Here is a 16,805-nt window from a genome sequence, read left to right on the forward strand (position 1 = left end):
TGAAGGAGAGACATATGTTCCGCACCCTAGCCATCGCAGCCGCGACAGCCACACTGGCCGCACCTGTATTTGCAGACGGCCACGCTTCGGGCGATGCCGCCGAAGGTGAAAAAGCATTCCGCCAGTGCATTTCGTGCCACGTCGTCCAGAACGAAGCGGGCGACACATTGGCCGGGCGCAACGCCAAGACCGGCCCCAACCTCTACGGTATCGTCGGTGGTCAATTCGGCATGGTCGAAGATTTCCGCTATTCCGACATCAACCAGCTGGCCGCCAGCATGGAAGGGCTTGAGATCACGGAAGAGGTGTTCGTGGCCTACGTGCAGGACCCCACCGCCTACCTGCGTGAAGTCACCGGCGACAAGGGCCGCAGCAAAATGACCTACAAGGTCCGCAAGGAAGAGGATGCCGTGAACATCTACGCCTACCTTGCCTCCCTGCAGCCCGCGGACGAAGGCAGCTAAGCCGCCACCGCCTCAGATTTACGCAAAGGCCGTCGGTGATCCCGGCGGCCTTTCGCGTTTCCGGCAAAATGCCGCTGATGTGACAGACGCGCCGCTGATTGTGAGGTCAAAGGACTGGACGCACGCGCACGGGACTGCATCTCTACCGCCAATCTTGGACCCTAAAAACCGGACACTCCCGCCATGCCTCCCATGACCCGCCGCAGCGCCCTTGCCACTCTTTTGGCCAGTGTCGCCCTGCCATCGGTCGCACTGGCGCAAACAGCGGGCGAGCCGTTTTCCTTCGACACGCTCAAGGCGCGCATGCAGGCACGGGCCCAAGCGCCCGACACGCCCCCGCCACCGCTCGACAATTTCCTGCAAAATCTCACCTATGACGATTACCGCAACATCTATTTCCGGCCAGAGGCGGCGCGCTGGTCGGACACCCCCCTGCCCTTCCACGTGTCGTCCTTCCACCCCGGCTGGCTGTTCAAGGAACCGGTGCAGATCTTCGAGGTGACAGACGGCACAGCCCGCCCCCTCACCTTCACCACGGACGATTTCGAATACCGCAACGACGTGGGCACACGGGTGCCGGACCACGCCGAACTGTCCGGCATCGCGGGCCTCAAACTCACGTATCCGCTCAACGATCCCATGAAGTTCGACGAGGTGGTCACCTTCCTAGGCGCCAGCTACTTCCGGGCGCTGGGGCGCGGCAACAGCTACGGCCTCTCGGCCCGCGGCCTCGCCATCAACACTTGGCTTCAAGGCCCCGAAGAGTTCCCCCGCTTCTCCGCCTTCTGGCTCGAAAAACCCGCCGCGACGGACACGTCGCTGACCGTCTATGCCGCCCTCGACAGCGCGTCGCTCACGGGGGCCTACAAGTTCACGATCAGCCCGGGCGACGACACCACGATGGATGTCGAAGCAACGCTCTATTTCCGCGACAGCGTTCCGCAACTGGGCCTCGGCCCGCTCACCTCCATGTTCTACTTCGCCGAACATTCGGAACGGCATTTTGACGACTTCCGCCGCCAGGTGCACGACAGCGAAGCGCTCAAGATCATCCGCAAGGATGGCGAGGTCCTCCTCCGCCCCCTGAACAACCCACCACGGGTCAGCAGCTCTTACTTCAACGAACCCGACATGGCCCAATTCGGCCTCATCCAGCGGGACCGCACCTACGAAGATTACCAGGACGCAGGCGCTCGCTACCACGACCGACCCTCGGTGATGATCGAACCGCTCAACGACTGGGGCGCAGGCACGGTGCGCCTTGTGGAAATCCCCGCCGATCTGGAAATCGACGACAACATCGTCGCCTTCTGGGTGCCAGAAACGCCCCCACAAGCCGGAGAGACGCGCTCCTACGCTTGGCGGATGCACTGGGGCGACCTGCCCCCCTCAGGCGCGTTGGCATGGGTGCAAGGCACGCTCGCAGGCATTGGCGGCCCTTCGGGCGTCCCGCTGGACAATCCAAACCTGCGCAAGTTCGTGGTCGACTTCCAGGGCGGCCGCCTTGGCACCCTCGCGGAAGACGCAGACGTCACACCGGTCGTCACAGCCTCGGCCGGAGAGATCGCGGGCATCGTCCTGCACAAGGTCAAAGACGCGGCAGTCCCGACATGGCGGCTCTTCATCGACATCGACGGCGGCGACCACGACCTGATCGAACTCACCGCCCACATCGCGGACGACACGCAAAAACTGTCGGAAAACTGGCTCTTCCAATGGCTGCGCGATGACGCGCCCACCTAAGCGCTGCGCCATTGGTTTCTTCTGACTGAAAATACCACGGGGGAGGTGCGCAGCACCGGGGGCAGAGCCCCCACCCACCTCAAAAAGCTATGCGGCCTCAGCCGCATTGGCATCCGGGAAGATGACGACATTCCGATCCTCTGCGATCCGGGTACCAGCAGCCAACAAGCGCTCTCGCGCATCACAAGCGACATCCCAAGATGTGTTTGGATCCGAACAGGGCAGCGCAAACCACACATCCTTGCCGAACACATCCTGCCCGGCCACACGCACCTTGGCACTGTCACGGTCGCCCAGCTGGTCCTGATCCAACTCGTCCAGAATGCCCATGAACGCGTCGCGCAACAGACCCACATCGGCGTCATGGGCGCACTTCACCTTGATGATGCGCAGCATCTCCGGCTCTTTCATCGTCCAGTTCTCGAAGGCAGTCGACACGAACTCCTCCACCGGCACGACAAGCCGTGTGCCATCCCAGTCGCGCAACTGCACATAGGTGAAATTGATACGCTCCACATGGCACAGATAATCGTTGTACACGATCCGGTCCCCGATGCGGGCGGACTGGTTCAGGGCAATCTGCAACGACGCCATGATGTTGCCCAGCACCCGCCGCGCGGCAAACCCCAGAACAAGGGTCAAAGCCCCCGCCGTGCCCAGCAAGGTCAGGCCTAGGTTCTGAAAGATGTTGGTCTGCGACAGGAAGACACCGCCACCCACCAGAATGACAACCACCACAAAGGCACGGCGCGCAGCCGCCACGCGGGTCGCCGTCGTACGCATGTGCACGTCCTGCTGATTGGTCAGATCAACGTCATCGAACTGGGTCAGCCGGTCCAGCACGACCTCGACCGCGTTGATGATGAACCATAGGCCCGATGCCAACAGGCCAAGCCACGCCACCGGGGTCAGGATGGTGCTGATCTGGCCCGAAAAGACGAACACAGATGACCCGATCAAAAGCGCCAGACCGGTCGCAGCCCCCGTTGCCGCGGGCCCGCGCACGGACCGGACGATATCTTTGATGACCCGGCGCTCAACCCGGCCTGACACCCAGTTCAGGGTGACCCAGACCCATCGTCCGACCAGTAGGGCAAGCACCATCAGAATGGGCAGACCGATAATCTCCCACCACATGAAGCCCACTGCCGTCTTCTCGGTCAGTGCGGCAGGCAGATAGGCCTCGAACCCGTTGGGCCCGTACCGCTCGAACAGGGCCGGTATGTTGTCCACGGTCTGGCGGGAAAACACCCAGACAGGCTCACCCCCGTCCGGTTTCACGCGGGCCAGCCGGATCGCCGCCGGGCGCGCACCCAGATCAAGCGTCCATAGCAACAGCGATTTGCGCGGCTCGCCCGCCATCGCCTGATCCGAGGACGCCTGAGCATCAATTCCATCCGGTCGGTCCCGCACCAGATCCCAGTCAATCACCGCCTTGCGGCTGATCACCGTATCGAGCGCGCGCGCCAGTTCCGCGCCGCGCACCGCTTGTTCCTCTTCAGGGATGTTCGACAGGTCCAGCAGATGGGCCGCATACCCCCACGCATCACGCTCAGCAAAGAAAAGCAGGCTTTCGATGGCGGCGCGCGGGGTGTCTTGGGCGATGATGTCACCGGGCGCATCCAACCCGTCATTCAACCCTTCCACACAATACCAGCGCGTCGTTTCACACGCCTCGGTTTGCGCAAAGGCGACAGTCGCAAGGCTAGACAACATCACGAGGATGACGGAAATTCGTTTGATCATCAGGATGTAACGCGCGCCGGATGCATCCGGTTCCGCCCTACCCCAGCATCGGCAGGTCCGTCGGCTCCGGGTTGGCCCCGGCGGCCGTCAACATCCCGTGGATCTGCCCCCGGTGATGCGTCTGGTGATTGAACAGATGCGCAAAGCAAACGGTCGCAGGCTTTTCCACCCGCACGTCACCGCCAGCCGGGTACCACGCGATCACGCCGTCCAGATCAGCCTCCGACAAGCTGTTGGCCCAATCCAAGACGTCCCGGTCCCGCGCGGTGCGCATCGCCTTGAATGCCTCCCACTCACGCGGGGCGTCCAATGACACAGGCACGCTCAGCTCGGGCCGCGTATCCCCGTCAAAGCGCGCCAGCCACCAAGCATCATCCCAGAGCAAATGATTGAAAGTCCCCGCAATAGAGCCGAAAAACGCCCCTCGATCCAACCACCGGGCCTTGTCCGTCAACGTATCCGCCGCCGCCACAAATGACCCGTTCTGCCAGGCATTGTACCGCGCCATCAGCCGCAGATGATCCAGCATCGCACTCATGCGCCCATGCACCGTTGAATCAGGATCACCCAAAACACCATGATGCCCGACACCAGCCCCAGCCCGCTCCAAAACACCCAAGGGCGCAACACCACGCCCGGCACAGATCGGCCAATCATCACCCGCAATGTTTGCCCCACATCCAGCCCATGCCGCTGCTTGATCACCAGCCCCAACAGCACCGCCCCGATCCAGAACACCATCAACGGCCCCTGCCCCGTTACTTCCGCGCAGTCTCCAAAACTCATGTCACGATCCGCACTTCGCTCACCTCCCCGTCCACCTCCCGGCACGCCGCCAAAACCCGCCGCTCCAGATGCGTCTGTACATAGGCGCCGTGAAACCGTGACGGCGCGCGCAGGGTCAACCGCCCCCCTGCCCGCTCGACCCGCTCAAGGCCCGCAATCCACGACGCATAAAGCCCCGCATCCTCGCCATGCAAAATCGCCTGGGCCAAGGACCACTCCGTCCCCTTCGACACATCCGGCGCGGTGACAGACCCCTTCACCGGCAAAGGCACCACCTTCTGTGGCTCCTCGTCATTGGCCCCCATACGCAACTCGAAATCCGGCCCTACGGCAGCCCAATACGCCTCCGTATCCAGCAACACGCGCTCCAGGTCCAACCCATGCTCAGACACCCGCCCCCGCGCACCCTGCCGCTTCACCACCAACCACCCGCGCGCGCGCAGCAGCGCCATCTCCCGTTTCACCGTGCGCTCATCGACAGACCAAAGCCGCGCAATCTCGCGCTGACCCACGGCCAATTCATCCCGCGCCCAATTGTAGCGCGCCGTGATCAGCGTCATCAGCCGCAGCACCCGCCGCTGCTCATGCTTGCCCTGCGCCAACGCGTACGCACCCAAGGCCGTCAGAATATCGTATTTGCGCGCAGACGCGCCCCGGCCCACCGGCCTCAGCGTTTGCATCCCTGCCCTCATTTGTCTGAATGGTCCGGGCTGCCCCGAACATCACCTGCCAACGGTTGGGTTTCCCCGCGGTTCTGGCCGCTTTTCCGTCTCTGCCTCTGATTTGCGTCCCAAGTCCCGATTCTGTCAAGGGGGCATGTGGATAACCTGTCTGACCCAAACCCAAATCAAAAGAAAATCAAGGTTATACGGTATTGGGGGACATACTGACTGTCCCCTATTCCGAGCCTTTTGTCACCCATTCTGTTGTGGAGGACACAAAACTGTCCCCCCAAATCTGGGCAGTAAACATAGGGAACGGGCACAGCACAGAATCACAACGTTTCCCCCGGCCTGCCTGAGCCAAAGCGCAATCTGTCCCCGCGGGGACAACCATATTCCCCTTTTGCTTTTTCCGCAAAATCAGCGTAAATCTGGAAATGAGCAGAATTAGCGTCCCCGCGGGGACGAAAAACAACCTGTCCCCGCGGGGACAAACCAACAGGCAGCGCATGTTCACGCACACAGACCTCGCCCAACTTCAGGCGCAATCCCTCAAAATGCAGGGGTTCATCCGCCAGCAAACCTACTCGCCCGAGAGCGAAAAAACGCTTCGTCGCTTCTCAAGCTGGGAGGTGGCGGAACTCATCTTTAAAGCCAACCAATCCACCCTGCGCGGCCGACTCGCCGCCGACCCGTCCCTGCCCCAGGGCATCGTGGAAGAAGACGGCCGCCAACGCTGGTACACGCTGGATGAGATCAACGAACTGCGTCGCCGGATCAAGGTGAACCGCAAGTCGCTCATGCCCTACCGCCCGGCGAACAAGCGCGCCATCCGCGCCGCCATCGCCAACTTCAAAGGGGGGGCGGGCAAATCCACAACAGCGCTCCACTTCGCCCACGCCGCCGCTCTCGACGGCTACCGCGTGCTCTGCGTCGACTTCGACCCGCAGGCCACGCTCAGCCATTCCATGGGCTTGTCGGACGTGGCCGAAGAATACACTGTCTGGGGCATCATGGCGCGCGATCTGGGGCACGAGACTGACCGCATGAACTCCGCCCTGCGCGGTGCGGAATCCGGCACCGCCCTGCCCCACCGCAAACTGCCCGCAGCAATCACGGACATGGGCCTCAACGACCTGCGCGCGTCCGACTTCATCAAGCCCACGAACTGGCCCACAATCGACATCGTGCCCAGTTGCGCCAACGCCGCCTTCGTCGAGTTTGCCTCCGCCCAATATCGGCACATCAACCCCGAATGGTCGTTCTTTGCCGCCGTCTCGCGCTTCCTCGACCAGATCGCGCCCGACACCTACGACCTCATCCTTTTCGACTGCCCGCCCGCCATCGGCTACCAGTCCATGAACGCGGTCTTTGCCGCCGACGTGCTCTACATTCCCTCCGGCCCCGGCTATTGGGAATACGATTCAACCACGTCCTTTATCGGCCAGCTGTCCGAAGCACTCGAAGATCTGTCCCGCTTCAACGGCCTTGTCCCCGCGGGGACAATGACCTTGCCCAAGTCCTTCCTCGACCTCCGCTTCCTGCTCACGCGGTTCGAGCCGGGCAATGAACTGCACCGCGCGATGCAGGGCGCGTTCCAGAAAGTGTTCGGCGACCGCGTCTGCGAACACCCGATCGAAATGACCCGCGCGGTCGAGCAATCCGGGCGATTCCTGAGCAGTATCTACGAAATAGATTACCGGGACATGACCCGCGAAACCTGGCGCCGCGCGCGCGCCTCGTTCGACCGCGCTTACGAAGAATTCAAAACGAACCTGGGAACAGCCTGGGACCAACTGGAGGATGAGGCATGAGCAAACGCCGCGTATTCGACATCGACTTCGACCTGGACGCAGGCAGCGCGCCCGACGCAGATCAGACCCCTGCCCCGGAAACCCGCCGTGGGCCCATGGCCGCAGCCATTTCCGAGAACGCCGATGCGCTCACTGAACGTCACTCGGCAGAGGCTGAAATCCGCGCTGAAAATGACCGTCTCGCCCACGAATATGTGTCTCTAAAAAGGGATGGAGCCATCGTTGCCCGCGTTCCCCTCGGGGACGTGGCGATGCAGAAATTGACCCGCGACCGCAGCACAAACCGCGATCCGGACCTTGAAGAGCTCAAGACCTCGATCCGCGACCTTGGCCTGTCCAACCCGATCCAGGTCGAAGACACCGGCGACGGCTACGAATTGATCCAAGGTTTCCGCCGCCTCAGCGCGTACAAGTCCTTGTTCGAGGAGACCGGCGACGAAAAATACGCCACCATCCCCGCGGTGCTTGTCGCCAAGGGCGAAGCGCTCGAAAAGCTCTACCGCCGCATGGTCGACGAAAACATGGTCCGGCGGGATATTTCCTTTGCCGAAATGGGCCAGCTCGCCTCCAGCTATGCCCGCCAGATGGACCTCGAATTGAACGACGCGATCGCCGTTCTCTTTGCCTCTGCCGGACGGCAAAAGCGTCACTACATAGGCAGTTTTAGTCTCTTGATGGACAAATTGGGCCACCGCCTTCAATACCCCGAAGCGATCCCGCGCGCCCTCGGTCTCAAGCTGATCAAAGCGCTCGAAGAGCAGCCCCGCGCCGCGCAACACCTGACCGCCCTTCTGGACCACCAGAAACCCACGGATGCGGTCGCGGAACTCGCGGTCCTGAACAAGGTTGTCGCACCCAAGCCGGTGGGCGAACAGACCGCGCCGTCCACGTCCTCAAAGACCACCATCAAGTTGAACCGCAAGGCGGGTGCCGCGAAGGTCATCGGCTCAAAGGGCAAGATCGAATTGCAGATGAACCGCGACTTCGGGTCCATCGATCCGCGCAAGCTCGAAGCAGCGGTGCGCGCCCTTCTCGACCAGCTTGATCTGTGATCTGTCCCCGCGGGGACAATCGAAAAAGCCCGCCAACTTGGCGGGCTTTTTTTGTGGCGTTGTGCAGTGTCCCCGCGGGGACAGATTTCGCTAGCTCGAAGATTTTCGAATAATCTGACGGATCAGCGCGACGGTCTCAGCGGGCCGTTCTTCATGCGCCAAATGCCCCAGACCTGCGAGACGATGCACCGTCGCATTCGGCATTCGCGCGGCCGCCTTTTCCGAGACGTCGGGCGGGACAGTCGTGTCCCTTTCCCCGACCAGAAAGTGAACCTCTGACGGATGCGTCGGCAAGCGGGCCAAGAGCGGATCAAGCTTCCATTGCGCCATCATCAACAGCGTCCCGTCCACGTGGTTGCGATCCCCTACAAGCCGTCGGTACAGGGCCAGGCCCGGCGCATCCAGATCGGAGCCTGTCGAGCCGATCAATGCCTTGATCCGCTCAGGATTCGAAGACGCGCCCGAGAATAGCGACGCCGTGAATGGCACGGCTGCCAAAGCTTTCGCCATCACCGGGAACAGCAATCCCGCAAGCCCCTTGAACTGTGCCAAAGCAGCGTTGATTCCAATGACCAGCGGCGCTTGTCCCCGCGGGGACAGATCGCTTTCCGCCAGTCTCAGGGCGACGGCAGCCCCTGCAGAATGGCCGATGATTACAGCCGGTGCCCATCCTTCTTGGGCGCACAGGTGTGCGATGTCCTCTGCCATGGCGTCCAGTCCGCAGCGGTGACGTGCGCCAAGTTGCGTGAACCCTTGCCCCGGCAGGTCCAGCGCAACCACGTGATGATCCTCTGCGAGCGTCGGCATGAGGTCGCGGTACGAGTGTGTCGACCCCCCGGCCCCGTGCAGCATCAGAATGGTCTGTCCTGCGCCTTTTTCCTGAATATGCCAGCGGTGCACGGGCCCTTGTCCCCGCCGGGACAAATCGGAATTGGGCCACGTTTCGATCTGGGACCAGTCCATCCGTCAGCTGTCCAACGCGGCAGTCACGGCGCCGCTGAGCCTTTGGGCATCCGCACGCGGGAGCGCGACGTAAGGCGCATCCAGAGTGCGGCTCAGGTCTTGCAATGTGGTCTGCGGGCGGTTCGACATGTCGATCACCAGTGCCGCCGTGCCTGTGGCGCGCAGGGCGCTTGCCATTGCCACGGAGTCTTCTGCGGCCTGGCCCCGATTTGCGCTGCCGTCGAGGGCCACGTTGGCGCGCCCATCCGTGACCAGAATGACCGTTGGGGTCAGGCCTTTGCCCTTTGTCTGTTGCGCGAGCAGGAGGGCGTGTTGCAGGCCCGAGGCGAGGGGCGTGCCGCCGCCGCCGGGGAGAGCTGACAGGCGGCGTTTGGTTTGCACGAGTGAGCGGGTCGGAGGCAGGAGGGTTTCTGCCTCGGCGCCGCGGAAAGAGATCAGGGCCACGTGGTCGCGGCTGGCATAGGCGTCGGCGAGCAGGAGTTCGATGGCGCCCTTGGCTTCGCCGAGGCGGGAAACGGCGGCGGAGCCTGATGCGTCGACAGTGAAAATCAACAGGCGATCGGATTGTTCGGCGTAGCGTTTCAGGCGGATGTCGGATGGACGGATGAGAAGGCCGCTGCGGTTCGGTTGTTGTTCGCGGCGCAAGGGTTGCCAGGGGGCTGCGGCGCGCAAGGTGGCGATCAGGTCGATCCGGGAGGTGCCGTCGAGCCGGCCGGGACGCGAGGGCAGGGGGCGGCCGCGGCGGTTGCTGGTGCGCTTTTGACCCGCGCCTGTCCCGCCGGATTTTCGGGTTGTCCCCGCGGGGACAAGTCCGTTCAGCAGGTCGGGGGGGAGCAGGGATTTGACGGCTTCGACAAGCATATCGGCGTCGGGGAATGCGTCGTTTTCGTCGTTGTCCCCGCGGGGACAGTCGTCGGACTGGGGTGGGGGAGGGGGGGTGTCTGCCTCTTCCAAATCCTCGGGAATGACAGTGGCGCGGTGGGGGTAGACGAGCGTCGCAGCGACTTCGAGGTCGGCGTCGGTGAGGTGGTTGCGACCCATGAGGTTTGCATGGGCGCGTGCGGTGCGGAGGGCGAGGGTCGGGGCGCGGAGGGATGTGATGCCGAAACGGGTTGCAAGCATGGTAAGTTGCAGGATGGCGTCAGCTGTTTTTACCTCTGACCCCGCGGGGACAGATTGGTTTGTCCCCGCGGGGACACACGGTTTTCGGCCCTCGGGTTCGATGTGGAAAGCGCAGCGATCAGCGAGGGGGTCGGGGGTGCGTTCGTCTGCCTCGATCCCTTCATCAAAGAGCAAAAAGCCCTGTGTTAGAGAATGATCTGCCAGTTGAGAGAGCTTGGCGGCGAGGGCCGGGGGGCAGCGTTCGGCCATGGGAATGAGGGTGATAGTGGGGCTGTAGAAAAATGATTTATTTTCAATGACTTGTGCGGATGCCAGGGTTGCGCTGAGGTCTATGCCGCCGAAGAGTTGTTCGTCGGATATGATGATAGGCAGTTTGCGGATGGGCAGGGCAGGGGTGAAGCCCGCCAGAAGCGCGTCACGGTCCGGACTTGCGCGCATGCGGATGACAGCACCGCCGAGACCCTGCGGGTCAAGCGCCAGCAATTTCAGGGCGAGGGTCGCGTTGTACCAGTTTTCTGCGGTCATGATTGAGCAGGGCGGGCGGACGACACGTCCGCCTTACGGATTAGCGGGTAAGGGGCGCCTCGCAGGCGCATCCTCCGTCGGGTGCAGTGGCGCGGTGGCGGGGTGAACGCCGCCTTACCGCTTGGGGCAATGACCGTTCCATAGGGCAGGCCACGTAAGGCGGACGTGTCGTCCGCCCCGCCCGTCATGCCAGCACGGCGTCGACCGTGCGGGTGACGCGGGTGGTGCTGCCAGCCTCGTCCAGCGGGTCGCGGCGCAGGCGGTGGCTAAGGGCGATGGGGGCGATACGTTTGAGGTGGTCGCGGGTGAGTGTCTTTTTCTTGTTGTAGGCGGCGAGGGCGCGGGCGGCGCGGAGGAGGGTGAGCTCGCCGCGCAGCCCATCGCTGCCAAGGGCGATGCAAAGCTCTGCGCAATCGTGCAGGATGGCGTCTGGCGTGTCGATCTGGGGCAATAGCTTGCGGGCGGCGAGGATCTTGCGGCGGATTTTGGCGTCTTCCTTAGAGTAGACCTCCATGAAGGCGTCGAAGTCCGACTCGAAGGCGTCGCGGCGTTTGATCACCTCGATCCGTTGGGCCACGTCGTTCGGGCTGCGCACTTCGACGGACAGGCCGAACCGGTCGAGGAGTTGCGGGCGCAATTCGCCCTCTTCGGGGTTGCCGGAGCCTACCAGCACGAAGCGGGCCGGGTGGCGGATGGAAAGCCCTTCGCGTTCGACGACGTTTTCGCCGGATTGGGCGACGTCGAGCAGCAGATCGACGATGTGGTCTTCGAGCAGGTTGACCTCGTCAATGTAGAGGTAGCCGCGGTTGGCGCGCGCCAGAAGGCCCGGTTCGAATGCTTTTTCGCCGCGTGTCAGGGCGCGTTCGATGTCGAGTGCGCCGACCACGCGGTCTTCGGTTGCGCCAAGCGGCAGGTCGATGACGGGGGTGGGCATGCGCCGCGTCTTTTTCGTCTCTACATTGGCCCATTCGGGGCAATTGTCGTGGGAGTCTGCGTTGATTGGGCACCCCTGCACGGCGGTGATGGGTGGCAGGAGGGCGGCCAGTGCGCGCACGGCGGTGGATTTGCCTGTGCCCCGGTCGCCAAAGACCAGAACGCCGCCGATGCCGGGGTCCACGGCTGTCAGGATCATGGCTTGTTTCATATCCTCCTGACCGACGATGGCGGAGAAGGGGAAAGGGGTTTTTGTCATTGCAGTCGTAGTCCTTCGAGCGGGCTGGTGCCGCCCCATGTGCCGCTGTCGCCCAGGATGGCGAAGCGGGCGTAGAGTTCCTCGCGGAACCAAGCGCCGTCGCGGACGGCCTTGATCGCGTCGGCGTGGGGGCCGTTTGTGCGGGCGAATTGGGCCATTTCGTTTGCACCCGGCCAAATGGAGAAGGTGACCTGCTGCAGCATGGGGACCTCTCCGATCCCGATCTTGAACAGGACGTTGGGGTCGCTGCCGATCATGGCGGAGATGTCGGGGACGCGGCCCCAGAATTTGGTCAGAATGCCGGGTTTGATTGTGGCGCGGGTGAGGGCGGCCAAAGGGCCGGATTTCGGCTCTGATACAGGGAAAAAGGGTGTTTTCCCGCTCCATGCCCCACGTGCTGAGGTGGGGGCGAGGAAGATCGTCCAATGTTCGGTCGCGCGGGTGCGGTAGCGCCCGAAAATGGGGGTGGACTCAATGCTTCTGCGCGCTGTTTCTTCGTCCGGCCATGTGCAAAGGACGGCGTAGACGGCCGTATTCGGGACCGGTGTGAACCCTTCGCCTGTGCCTGAGCCGCAGAGTTTCCAGAAGCCAAGGTCAGGCACGCGCGCCATGGCCAGACGGGCCGCGCCCATCATGGTCAGCGCCCATGCCCGGTCGCGCCACCGCGCAAAGCGGAAGAAGGATATCGTCGTGGTTTGGCTCATCTTTTCGCACTGGCAGCGTGCCTGCTGGCACCTCATTAGCCTGTGCGACAGAAAAGAAATTGTCAACTAAACTAGACACTCGTATTGTTTGCAGAAGATGACACGCCTTGATCCCATCGAATCGGAAACCCGCGTCGGAAACCGCGCCATTGTGATTGGTGCGGGTCTGGGTGGCTTGGCCGCTGCCATGCGGCTGGGGGCCAAGGGCTACAAGGTTACGGTCATTGACAAGCTGGACGTGCCGGGGGGCCGTGGATCGGCCATATGGCAGGACGGGCATCGGTTCGATCTGGGGCCGACGATTGTCACTGTGCCGCAGTTGTACAAGGAATTGTGGGCCGCTTGTGGTCGTCGGTTTGAAGACGATGTCGAGCTGAAGTCGCTTGATCCGTTCTATGAGATTCGCTGGCCTGATGGCACGAAGTTCGTGGCCCAGCATGATACGGACGCCATGCGCGCCGAGGTGGCCAGGATCGAGCCGCGTGATGTGGACGGGTTCGACAAGTTCCTGCAGGATTCGGCCAAACGCTATTGGTTCGGCTTTGAGGATCTGGGCCGTCGGTCCATGCACCAGTTGTGGGAGTTGGTGAAGGTGTTGCCCACCTTCGGGATGTTGCGCGCCGATCGGTCTGTCTATGCCCATGCCAAGCGGCGGTTCATCAGTGATAAATTGCGGATGGCGTTTTCGTTTCACCCCCTCTTCATCGGGGGCGATCCGATGCATGTGACCAGCATGTATATTCTGGTGAGCTATCTGGAGAAGGAATTTGGCGTGCATTACGCCATGGGTGGTCTGGCCGGGATGGCGCAGAAGATGGCGGCTGTGATCGAGGATCAGGGTGGCACGCTGTTGATGGATACCGTCGTTGACGAGATTGTCGTGGATCAGGGGCGTGTGCGTGGTGTGCGTCTTGAGTCCGGCCTGGAATTGGGGGCCGATGTTGTGGTGTCCAATGCCGATGCGGGCCACACCTATGATCGGTTGATGCGCCATGCCCCCAAGAAGCGGTGGACGCCGTCGAAGCTGAAGCGCACCCGATATTCGATGAGCCTGTTTGTCTGGTATTTTGGTACCAAGGGCACCCGTGGTGATTGGGCCGATGTGGGCCATCACACGATCCTGAATGGGCCACGCTATACCGGGTTGCTGCATGACATCTTCATGAAGGGCAAGCTGTCGGATGACATGAGCCTCTATGTCCACCGCCCGTCTGTGACTGACCCGAGTGTGGCGCCCGAGGGGGATGATACGTTCTATGTGCTGTCGCCTGTGCCCCATCTGGGTCATGGCGGGGTGGATTGGAAGACGGAGGCGGAAGCCTACAAGGCGAAGGTCTTGGCCGTGCTGGAAAAACAGCTTTTGCCGGGGTTAGGGTCGAAAATTTCGACCGAACAGGTGTTCACGCCCGAGACCTTCCGGGATCGGTATTTGTCTCCAAACGGGTCGGGCTTTTCGATTGAGCCGCGAATTTTGCAGTCGGCCTGGTTCCGTCCACACAACGTGAGTGAGGAGGCGGAGGGGTTGTATCTGGTGGGCGCTGGCACCCATCCCGGGGCCGGTGTGCCGGGGGTGATTTCAACGGCTGAGGTGTTGAGCCAACTTGTCCCGGATGCTGTGACATGAGGGGCGGTGCGCGCGAAGCGCACACCCTACGGAGGATGCTATGATCAATCCCGCCGATCTGGAGGCCTGCACAGAGGCGATCCGGCACGGGTCGCTGTCGTTTCATGCCGCGTCCAAGTTGCTGCCCAAGCGGGTGCGTGATCCGGCGCTGGCGCTGTATGCATTCTGCCGGTTGGCGGATGACGAGGTTGATCTGAAGGCCGAGAAGGCGGAGGCGGTGTTGCGCCTGCGGGACCGGTTGGATCTGGTTTACGAGGGCAAGCCTAAGGATGCAGCACCTGACCGGGCCTTCGCAGCCGTGGTGGAGCAGTTCGAGATGCCGCGTGCTTTGCCGGATGCACTGCTGGAGGGCCTTGCTTGGGATGCCGAAGGGCGCACCTATGAGACCCTGTCGGGGGTGAAGGATTATTCGGCGCGTGTGGCGTCTGCCGTGGGGGCGATGATGTGCGTCCTGATGGGCGTGCGGGATGCGGATGCGCTGGCGCGGGCCTGTGATCTGGGCGTGGCGATGCAGTTGACCAACATCGCCCGTGATGTGGGCGAGGATGCGCTGGAGGGGCGGCTTTATCTGCCGACCGAATGGCTGGACGAGGCGGGGATGATGCGGGAGGCATTCTTCGCCGATCCTCGCGCCACAAAGGCCGTGCGCGGCATGGTCAAGCGGTTGGTGATGGAGGCAAACAGGCTCTATTACCGCTCAGAAGCGGGTATTGCGGCGCTGCCACGGGGATGCCGACCGGGAATCTATGCGGCGCGGTATATCTATGCAGGCATCGGCGGGCGGCTGACGGGCATGGGCTATGACAGCATTTCGGCGCGGGCGCGGACGTCCAAGGCGCAAAAGCTGGGGTGGCTGACGCAATCGGTTGCGTTGAGCGGGACAAGCATGGTGATGCCGCAATCGGCGGTGCTGTACGCCAAGCCGTTGCCTGAGGTGCAATTCCTTGTGGATGCGGCGGCCAATGGCGCGCGTCCCAGCCGCAGTGACAGCCTGTTCGAGGCCCTCGCGGCGCTTGAAGCAAAACGGCAGGCGGATCGTGCGAGCTTGATCGGCGCGCGCGTCCGGGCTACCTGAGTTTCATGTTCTGGCTTTTATTCTGCGTTTTCTTTGCCGCCTGCCTTGGTGCGGGCGCAACCGGTGGGCTGTTCCCGCCAGGCCCTTGGTACCGGTCGCTGACCAAGCCAAGCTGGACGCCGCCCGACTGGGTGTTCCCCGTGACATGGACAGTGCTGTACGTCTGCATGGCCGTTGCCGGTGCCCGCGCGGCAATGGCCGAGGGCAACGGGTTCGCAATGGCATTCTGGGCCATGCAGATCGCGTTCAATGGGCTGTGGACGCCGGTGTTCTTTGGCCTGCGCAATATCCGCGTGGGCATGGCGATCATCGGCGTGCTGTGGATCACGGTGCTGAGCGCGATGCTGGCGCTGTGGCAGGTGGATACGCTGGCTGGGGTGCTGTTTGTGCCGTACCTGGTTTGGGTGACGATTGCGGCTGCCCTGAATGCGGAGGTGTGGCGGTTGAACCGGGATGAGGCGGCTAAGGGGTCCGTGCAGGCGGGGTGAGCACAGGCGGTGGTAAAAGACAGCTTTGCGACTGAATACCTGTTGTTTGCCTGTGCGCCGAATTGCGCGTTCGCCTCGTTAAGGAAATCTTGAATTTGCCGCGCAAGATGGGCATGTCTGGGACTGAGAGGTGACCAATGGCCAAGAGAGTTCAAAAATCTGCCGCCGCTTCTGCTCATACGCGTGTGCAAAGCAAACAAGCGACGAAGTCTGCTTCTGGCGTTGTTGTCACTCAGCGCAGTGCCAAAACCGGAAGGTTTGTTGAAGGTGTAAAGGCTATCTCGCGCCGGGATCGGGCGGGCCTGATCAAACTGGCTGACCGATAGTGGCAGATCACTTCCGTGTCACGTTTGAGGATGTGATGACGGCTCATGACAACGCATTGCAAAATGGCGGCGGTGTTCCTGGCATAAACAACGAAGACTTGATCCGCAGTGCGCTGGGACGGCCATATCACGAATACGCGGGACACGTTTTTTACCCCTCTGTTACAGACAAAGCCGGATGCCTTTTGCATGGTTTCCTGACTAATCATGGGTTCAAGGATGCGAATAAGCGCACGGCGTGGATCGTGTGCAACGCGTTTCTTTATACAGAGATCTACCTGCTGATCCTGCCAGAGGACTACCCCTGGTATGACAAGCTGGCACAGATGGTGCATGAGCATTGGGACGTGCAGCGCGTAATCTCGTGGGTGGAGCGTTATGCCAAGGGATACGAGAGCCACGAGGCCATGATGGACGACGTAGAAATCTTCTTTGGCTAGCGCGACTCTAACGGATTGACGGGTGATCGACGTCCAACATGCCGACCTGCCATTCAGGGAGGGACGGCCTTGTTGGGAA

16 protein-coding genes are annotated in these 16,805 nt (G+C 62.2%); 8 read left to right on the forward strand and 8 right to left on the reverse strand.

The window, feature by feature from the left end; genetic code table 11:
* Positions 1-14 precede the first annotated feature (14 nt).
* Together Q1A32_RS22595 and Q1A32_RS22600 are read left to right on the forward strand one after the other, a co-directional pair.
* Positions 15-464 carry a cytochrome c family protein gene (locus Q1A32_RS22595; protein ID WP_299658031.1) on the forward strand — a complete coding sequence of 150 codons (450 nt, stop codon included), beginning with the start codon at positions 15-17 and terminating at the stop codon, positions 462-464.
* Between the two features lie 183 nt (positions 465-647).
* Complete coding sequence (locus tag Q1A32_RS22600; protein WP_299658032.1) at positions 648-2,207, forward strand: glucan biosynthesis protein; 1,560 nt, start codon at positions 648-650, stop codon at positions 2,205-2,207.
* 87 nt (positions 2,208-2,294) lie between these two features.
* Here Q1A32_RS22600 and Q1A32_RS22605 read toward each other — a convergent pair whose 3' ends face one another.
* The 4 genes from Q1A32_RS22605 to Q1A32_RS22620 are packed head-to-tail and all read right to left on the reverse strand — an operon-like array spanning position 2,295 to position 5,419.
* A complete protein-coding gene (locus Q1A32_RS22605) occupies positions 2,295-3,953 on the reverse strand; it encodes a mechanosensitive ion channel family protein (protein WP_299658033.1) in 1,659 nt (552 codons plus the stop codon).
* A 37-nt stretch (positions 3,954-3,990) separates the two neighbouring features.
* Positions 3,991-4,491 carry a DinB family protein gene (locus Q1A32_RS22610; protein ID WP_299658034.1) on the reverse strand — a complete coding sequence of 167 codons (501 nt, stop codon included), beginning with the start codon at positions 4,489-4,491 and terminating at the stop codon, positions 3,991-3,993.
* Positions 4,488-4,739, reverse strand: a complete 252-nt coding sequence (locus Q1A32_RS22615) for a hypothetical protein (protein ID WP_299658035.1) — start codon at positions 4,737-4,739, stop codon at positions 4,488-4,490. Before Q1A32_RS22615 ends, Q1A32_RS22610 begins: the two co-directional genes overlap by 4 nt.
* Complete coding sequence (locus Q1A32_RS22620) at positions 4,736-5,419, reverse strand: hypothetical protein (protein ID WP_299658036.1); 684 nt, start codon at positions 5,417-5,419, stop codon at positions 4,736-4,738. The genes Q1A32_RS22615 and Q1A32_RS22620 overlap by 4 nt, the downstream gene beginning before the upstream one ends.
* 491 nt (positions 5,420-5,910) lie before the next feature.
* Here Q1A32_RS22620 and Q1A32_RS22625 point away from each other — a divergent pair, with 491 nt between their 5' ends.
* A complete protein-coding gene (locus Q1A32_RS22625; protein ID WP_299658037.1) occupies positions 5,911-7,215 on the forward strand; it encodes an AAA family ATPase in 1,305 nt (434 codons plus the stop codon).
* A complete protein-coding gene (locus Q1A32_RS22630; RefSeq protein WP_299658038.1) occupies positions 7,212-8,267 on the forward strand; it encodes a ParB/RepB/Spo0J family partition protein in 1,056 nt (351 codons plus the stop codon). The genes Q1A32_RS22625 and Q1A32_RS22630 overlap by 4 nt, the downstream gene beginning before the upstream one ends.
* A gap of 90 nt (positions 8,268-8,357) precedes the next feature.
* Here the strand turns inward: Q1A32_RS22630 and bchO are convergent, their stop codons facing one another.
* The 4 genes from bchO to crtA form a co-directional block, all read right to left on the reverse strand.
* Positions 8,358-9,230 carry an alpha/beta fold hydrolase BchO gene (bchO, locus tag Q1A32_RS22635; protein WP_299658039.1) on the reverse strand — a complete coding sequence of 291 codons (873 nt, stop codon included), beginning with the start codon at positions 9,228-9,230 and terminating at the stop codon, positions 8,358-8,360.
* A 3-nt stretch (positions 9,231-9,233) separates the two neighbouring features.
* Entirely contained in the window at positions 9,234-10,877 is a 1,644-nt protein-coding gene (locus Q1A32_RS22640) for a magnesium chelatase subunit D (protein WP_299658040.1), read from the reverse strand.
* A gap of 184 nt (positions 10,878-11,061) precedes the next feature.
* On the reverse strand, positions 11,062-12,069 hold the full coding sequence (gene bchI, locus Q1A32_RS22645; RefSeq protein WP_299658041.1) for a magnesium chelatase ATPase subunit I: 1,008 nt from the start codon (positions 12,067-12,069) through the stop codon (positions 11,062-11,064).
* Positions 12,066-12,773 carry a spheroidene monooxygenase gene (crtA, locus tag Q1A32_RS22650; protein WP_299658042.1) on the reverse strand — a complete coding sequence of 236 codons (708 nt, stop codon included), beginning with the start codon at positions 12,771-12,773 and terminating at the stop codon, positions 12,066-12,068. Before crtA ends, bchI begins: the two co-directional genes overlap by 4 nt.
* 97 nt (positions 12,774-12,870) lie before the next feature.
* On the opposite strand from crtA, the gene Q1A32_RS22655 reads away from it, so the two are divergent.
* The 4 genes from Q1A32_RS22655 (at position 12,871) to Q1A32_RS22670 (ending at position 16,726) form a co-directional block, all read left to right on the forward strand.
* Positions 12,871-14,397, forward strand: coding sequence for a phytoene desaturase (locus Q1A32_RS22655; RefSeq protein ID WP_299658043.1), 1,527 nt, complete (start codon positions 12,871-12,873; stop codon positions 14,395-14,397).
* Positions 14,398-14,437: 40 nt separating this feature from the next.
* Entirely contained in the window at positions 14,438-15,472 is a 1,035-nt protein-coding gene (crtB, locus tag Q1A32_RS22660) for a 15-cis-phytoene synthase (protein ID WP_299658044.1), read from the forward strand.
* 5 nt (positions 15,473-15,477) lie between these two features.
* A complete protein-coding gene (locus tag Q1A32_RS22665; RefSeq protein WP_299658045.1) occupies positions 15,478-15,960 on the forward strand; it encodes a TspO/MBR family protein in 483 nt (160 codons plus the stop codon).
* Positions 15,961-16,285: 325 nt separating this feature from the next.
* The gene (locus tag Q1A32_RS22670; protein WP_366141257.1) at positions 16,286-16,726 is read left to right on the forward strand and encodes a Fic family protein; all 441 of its coding nucleotides are present in this window, start codon (positions 16,286-16,288) and stop codon (positions 16,724-16,726) included.
* Positions 16,727-16,805 lie beyond the last annotated feature (79 nt).

Source organism: uncultured Tateyamaria sp., from assembly GCF_947503415.1.
GTDB lineage: Bacteria > Pseudomonadota > Alphaproteobacteria > Rhodobacterales > Rhodobacteraceae > Tateyamaria.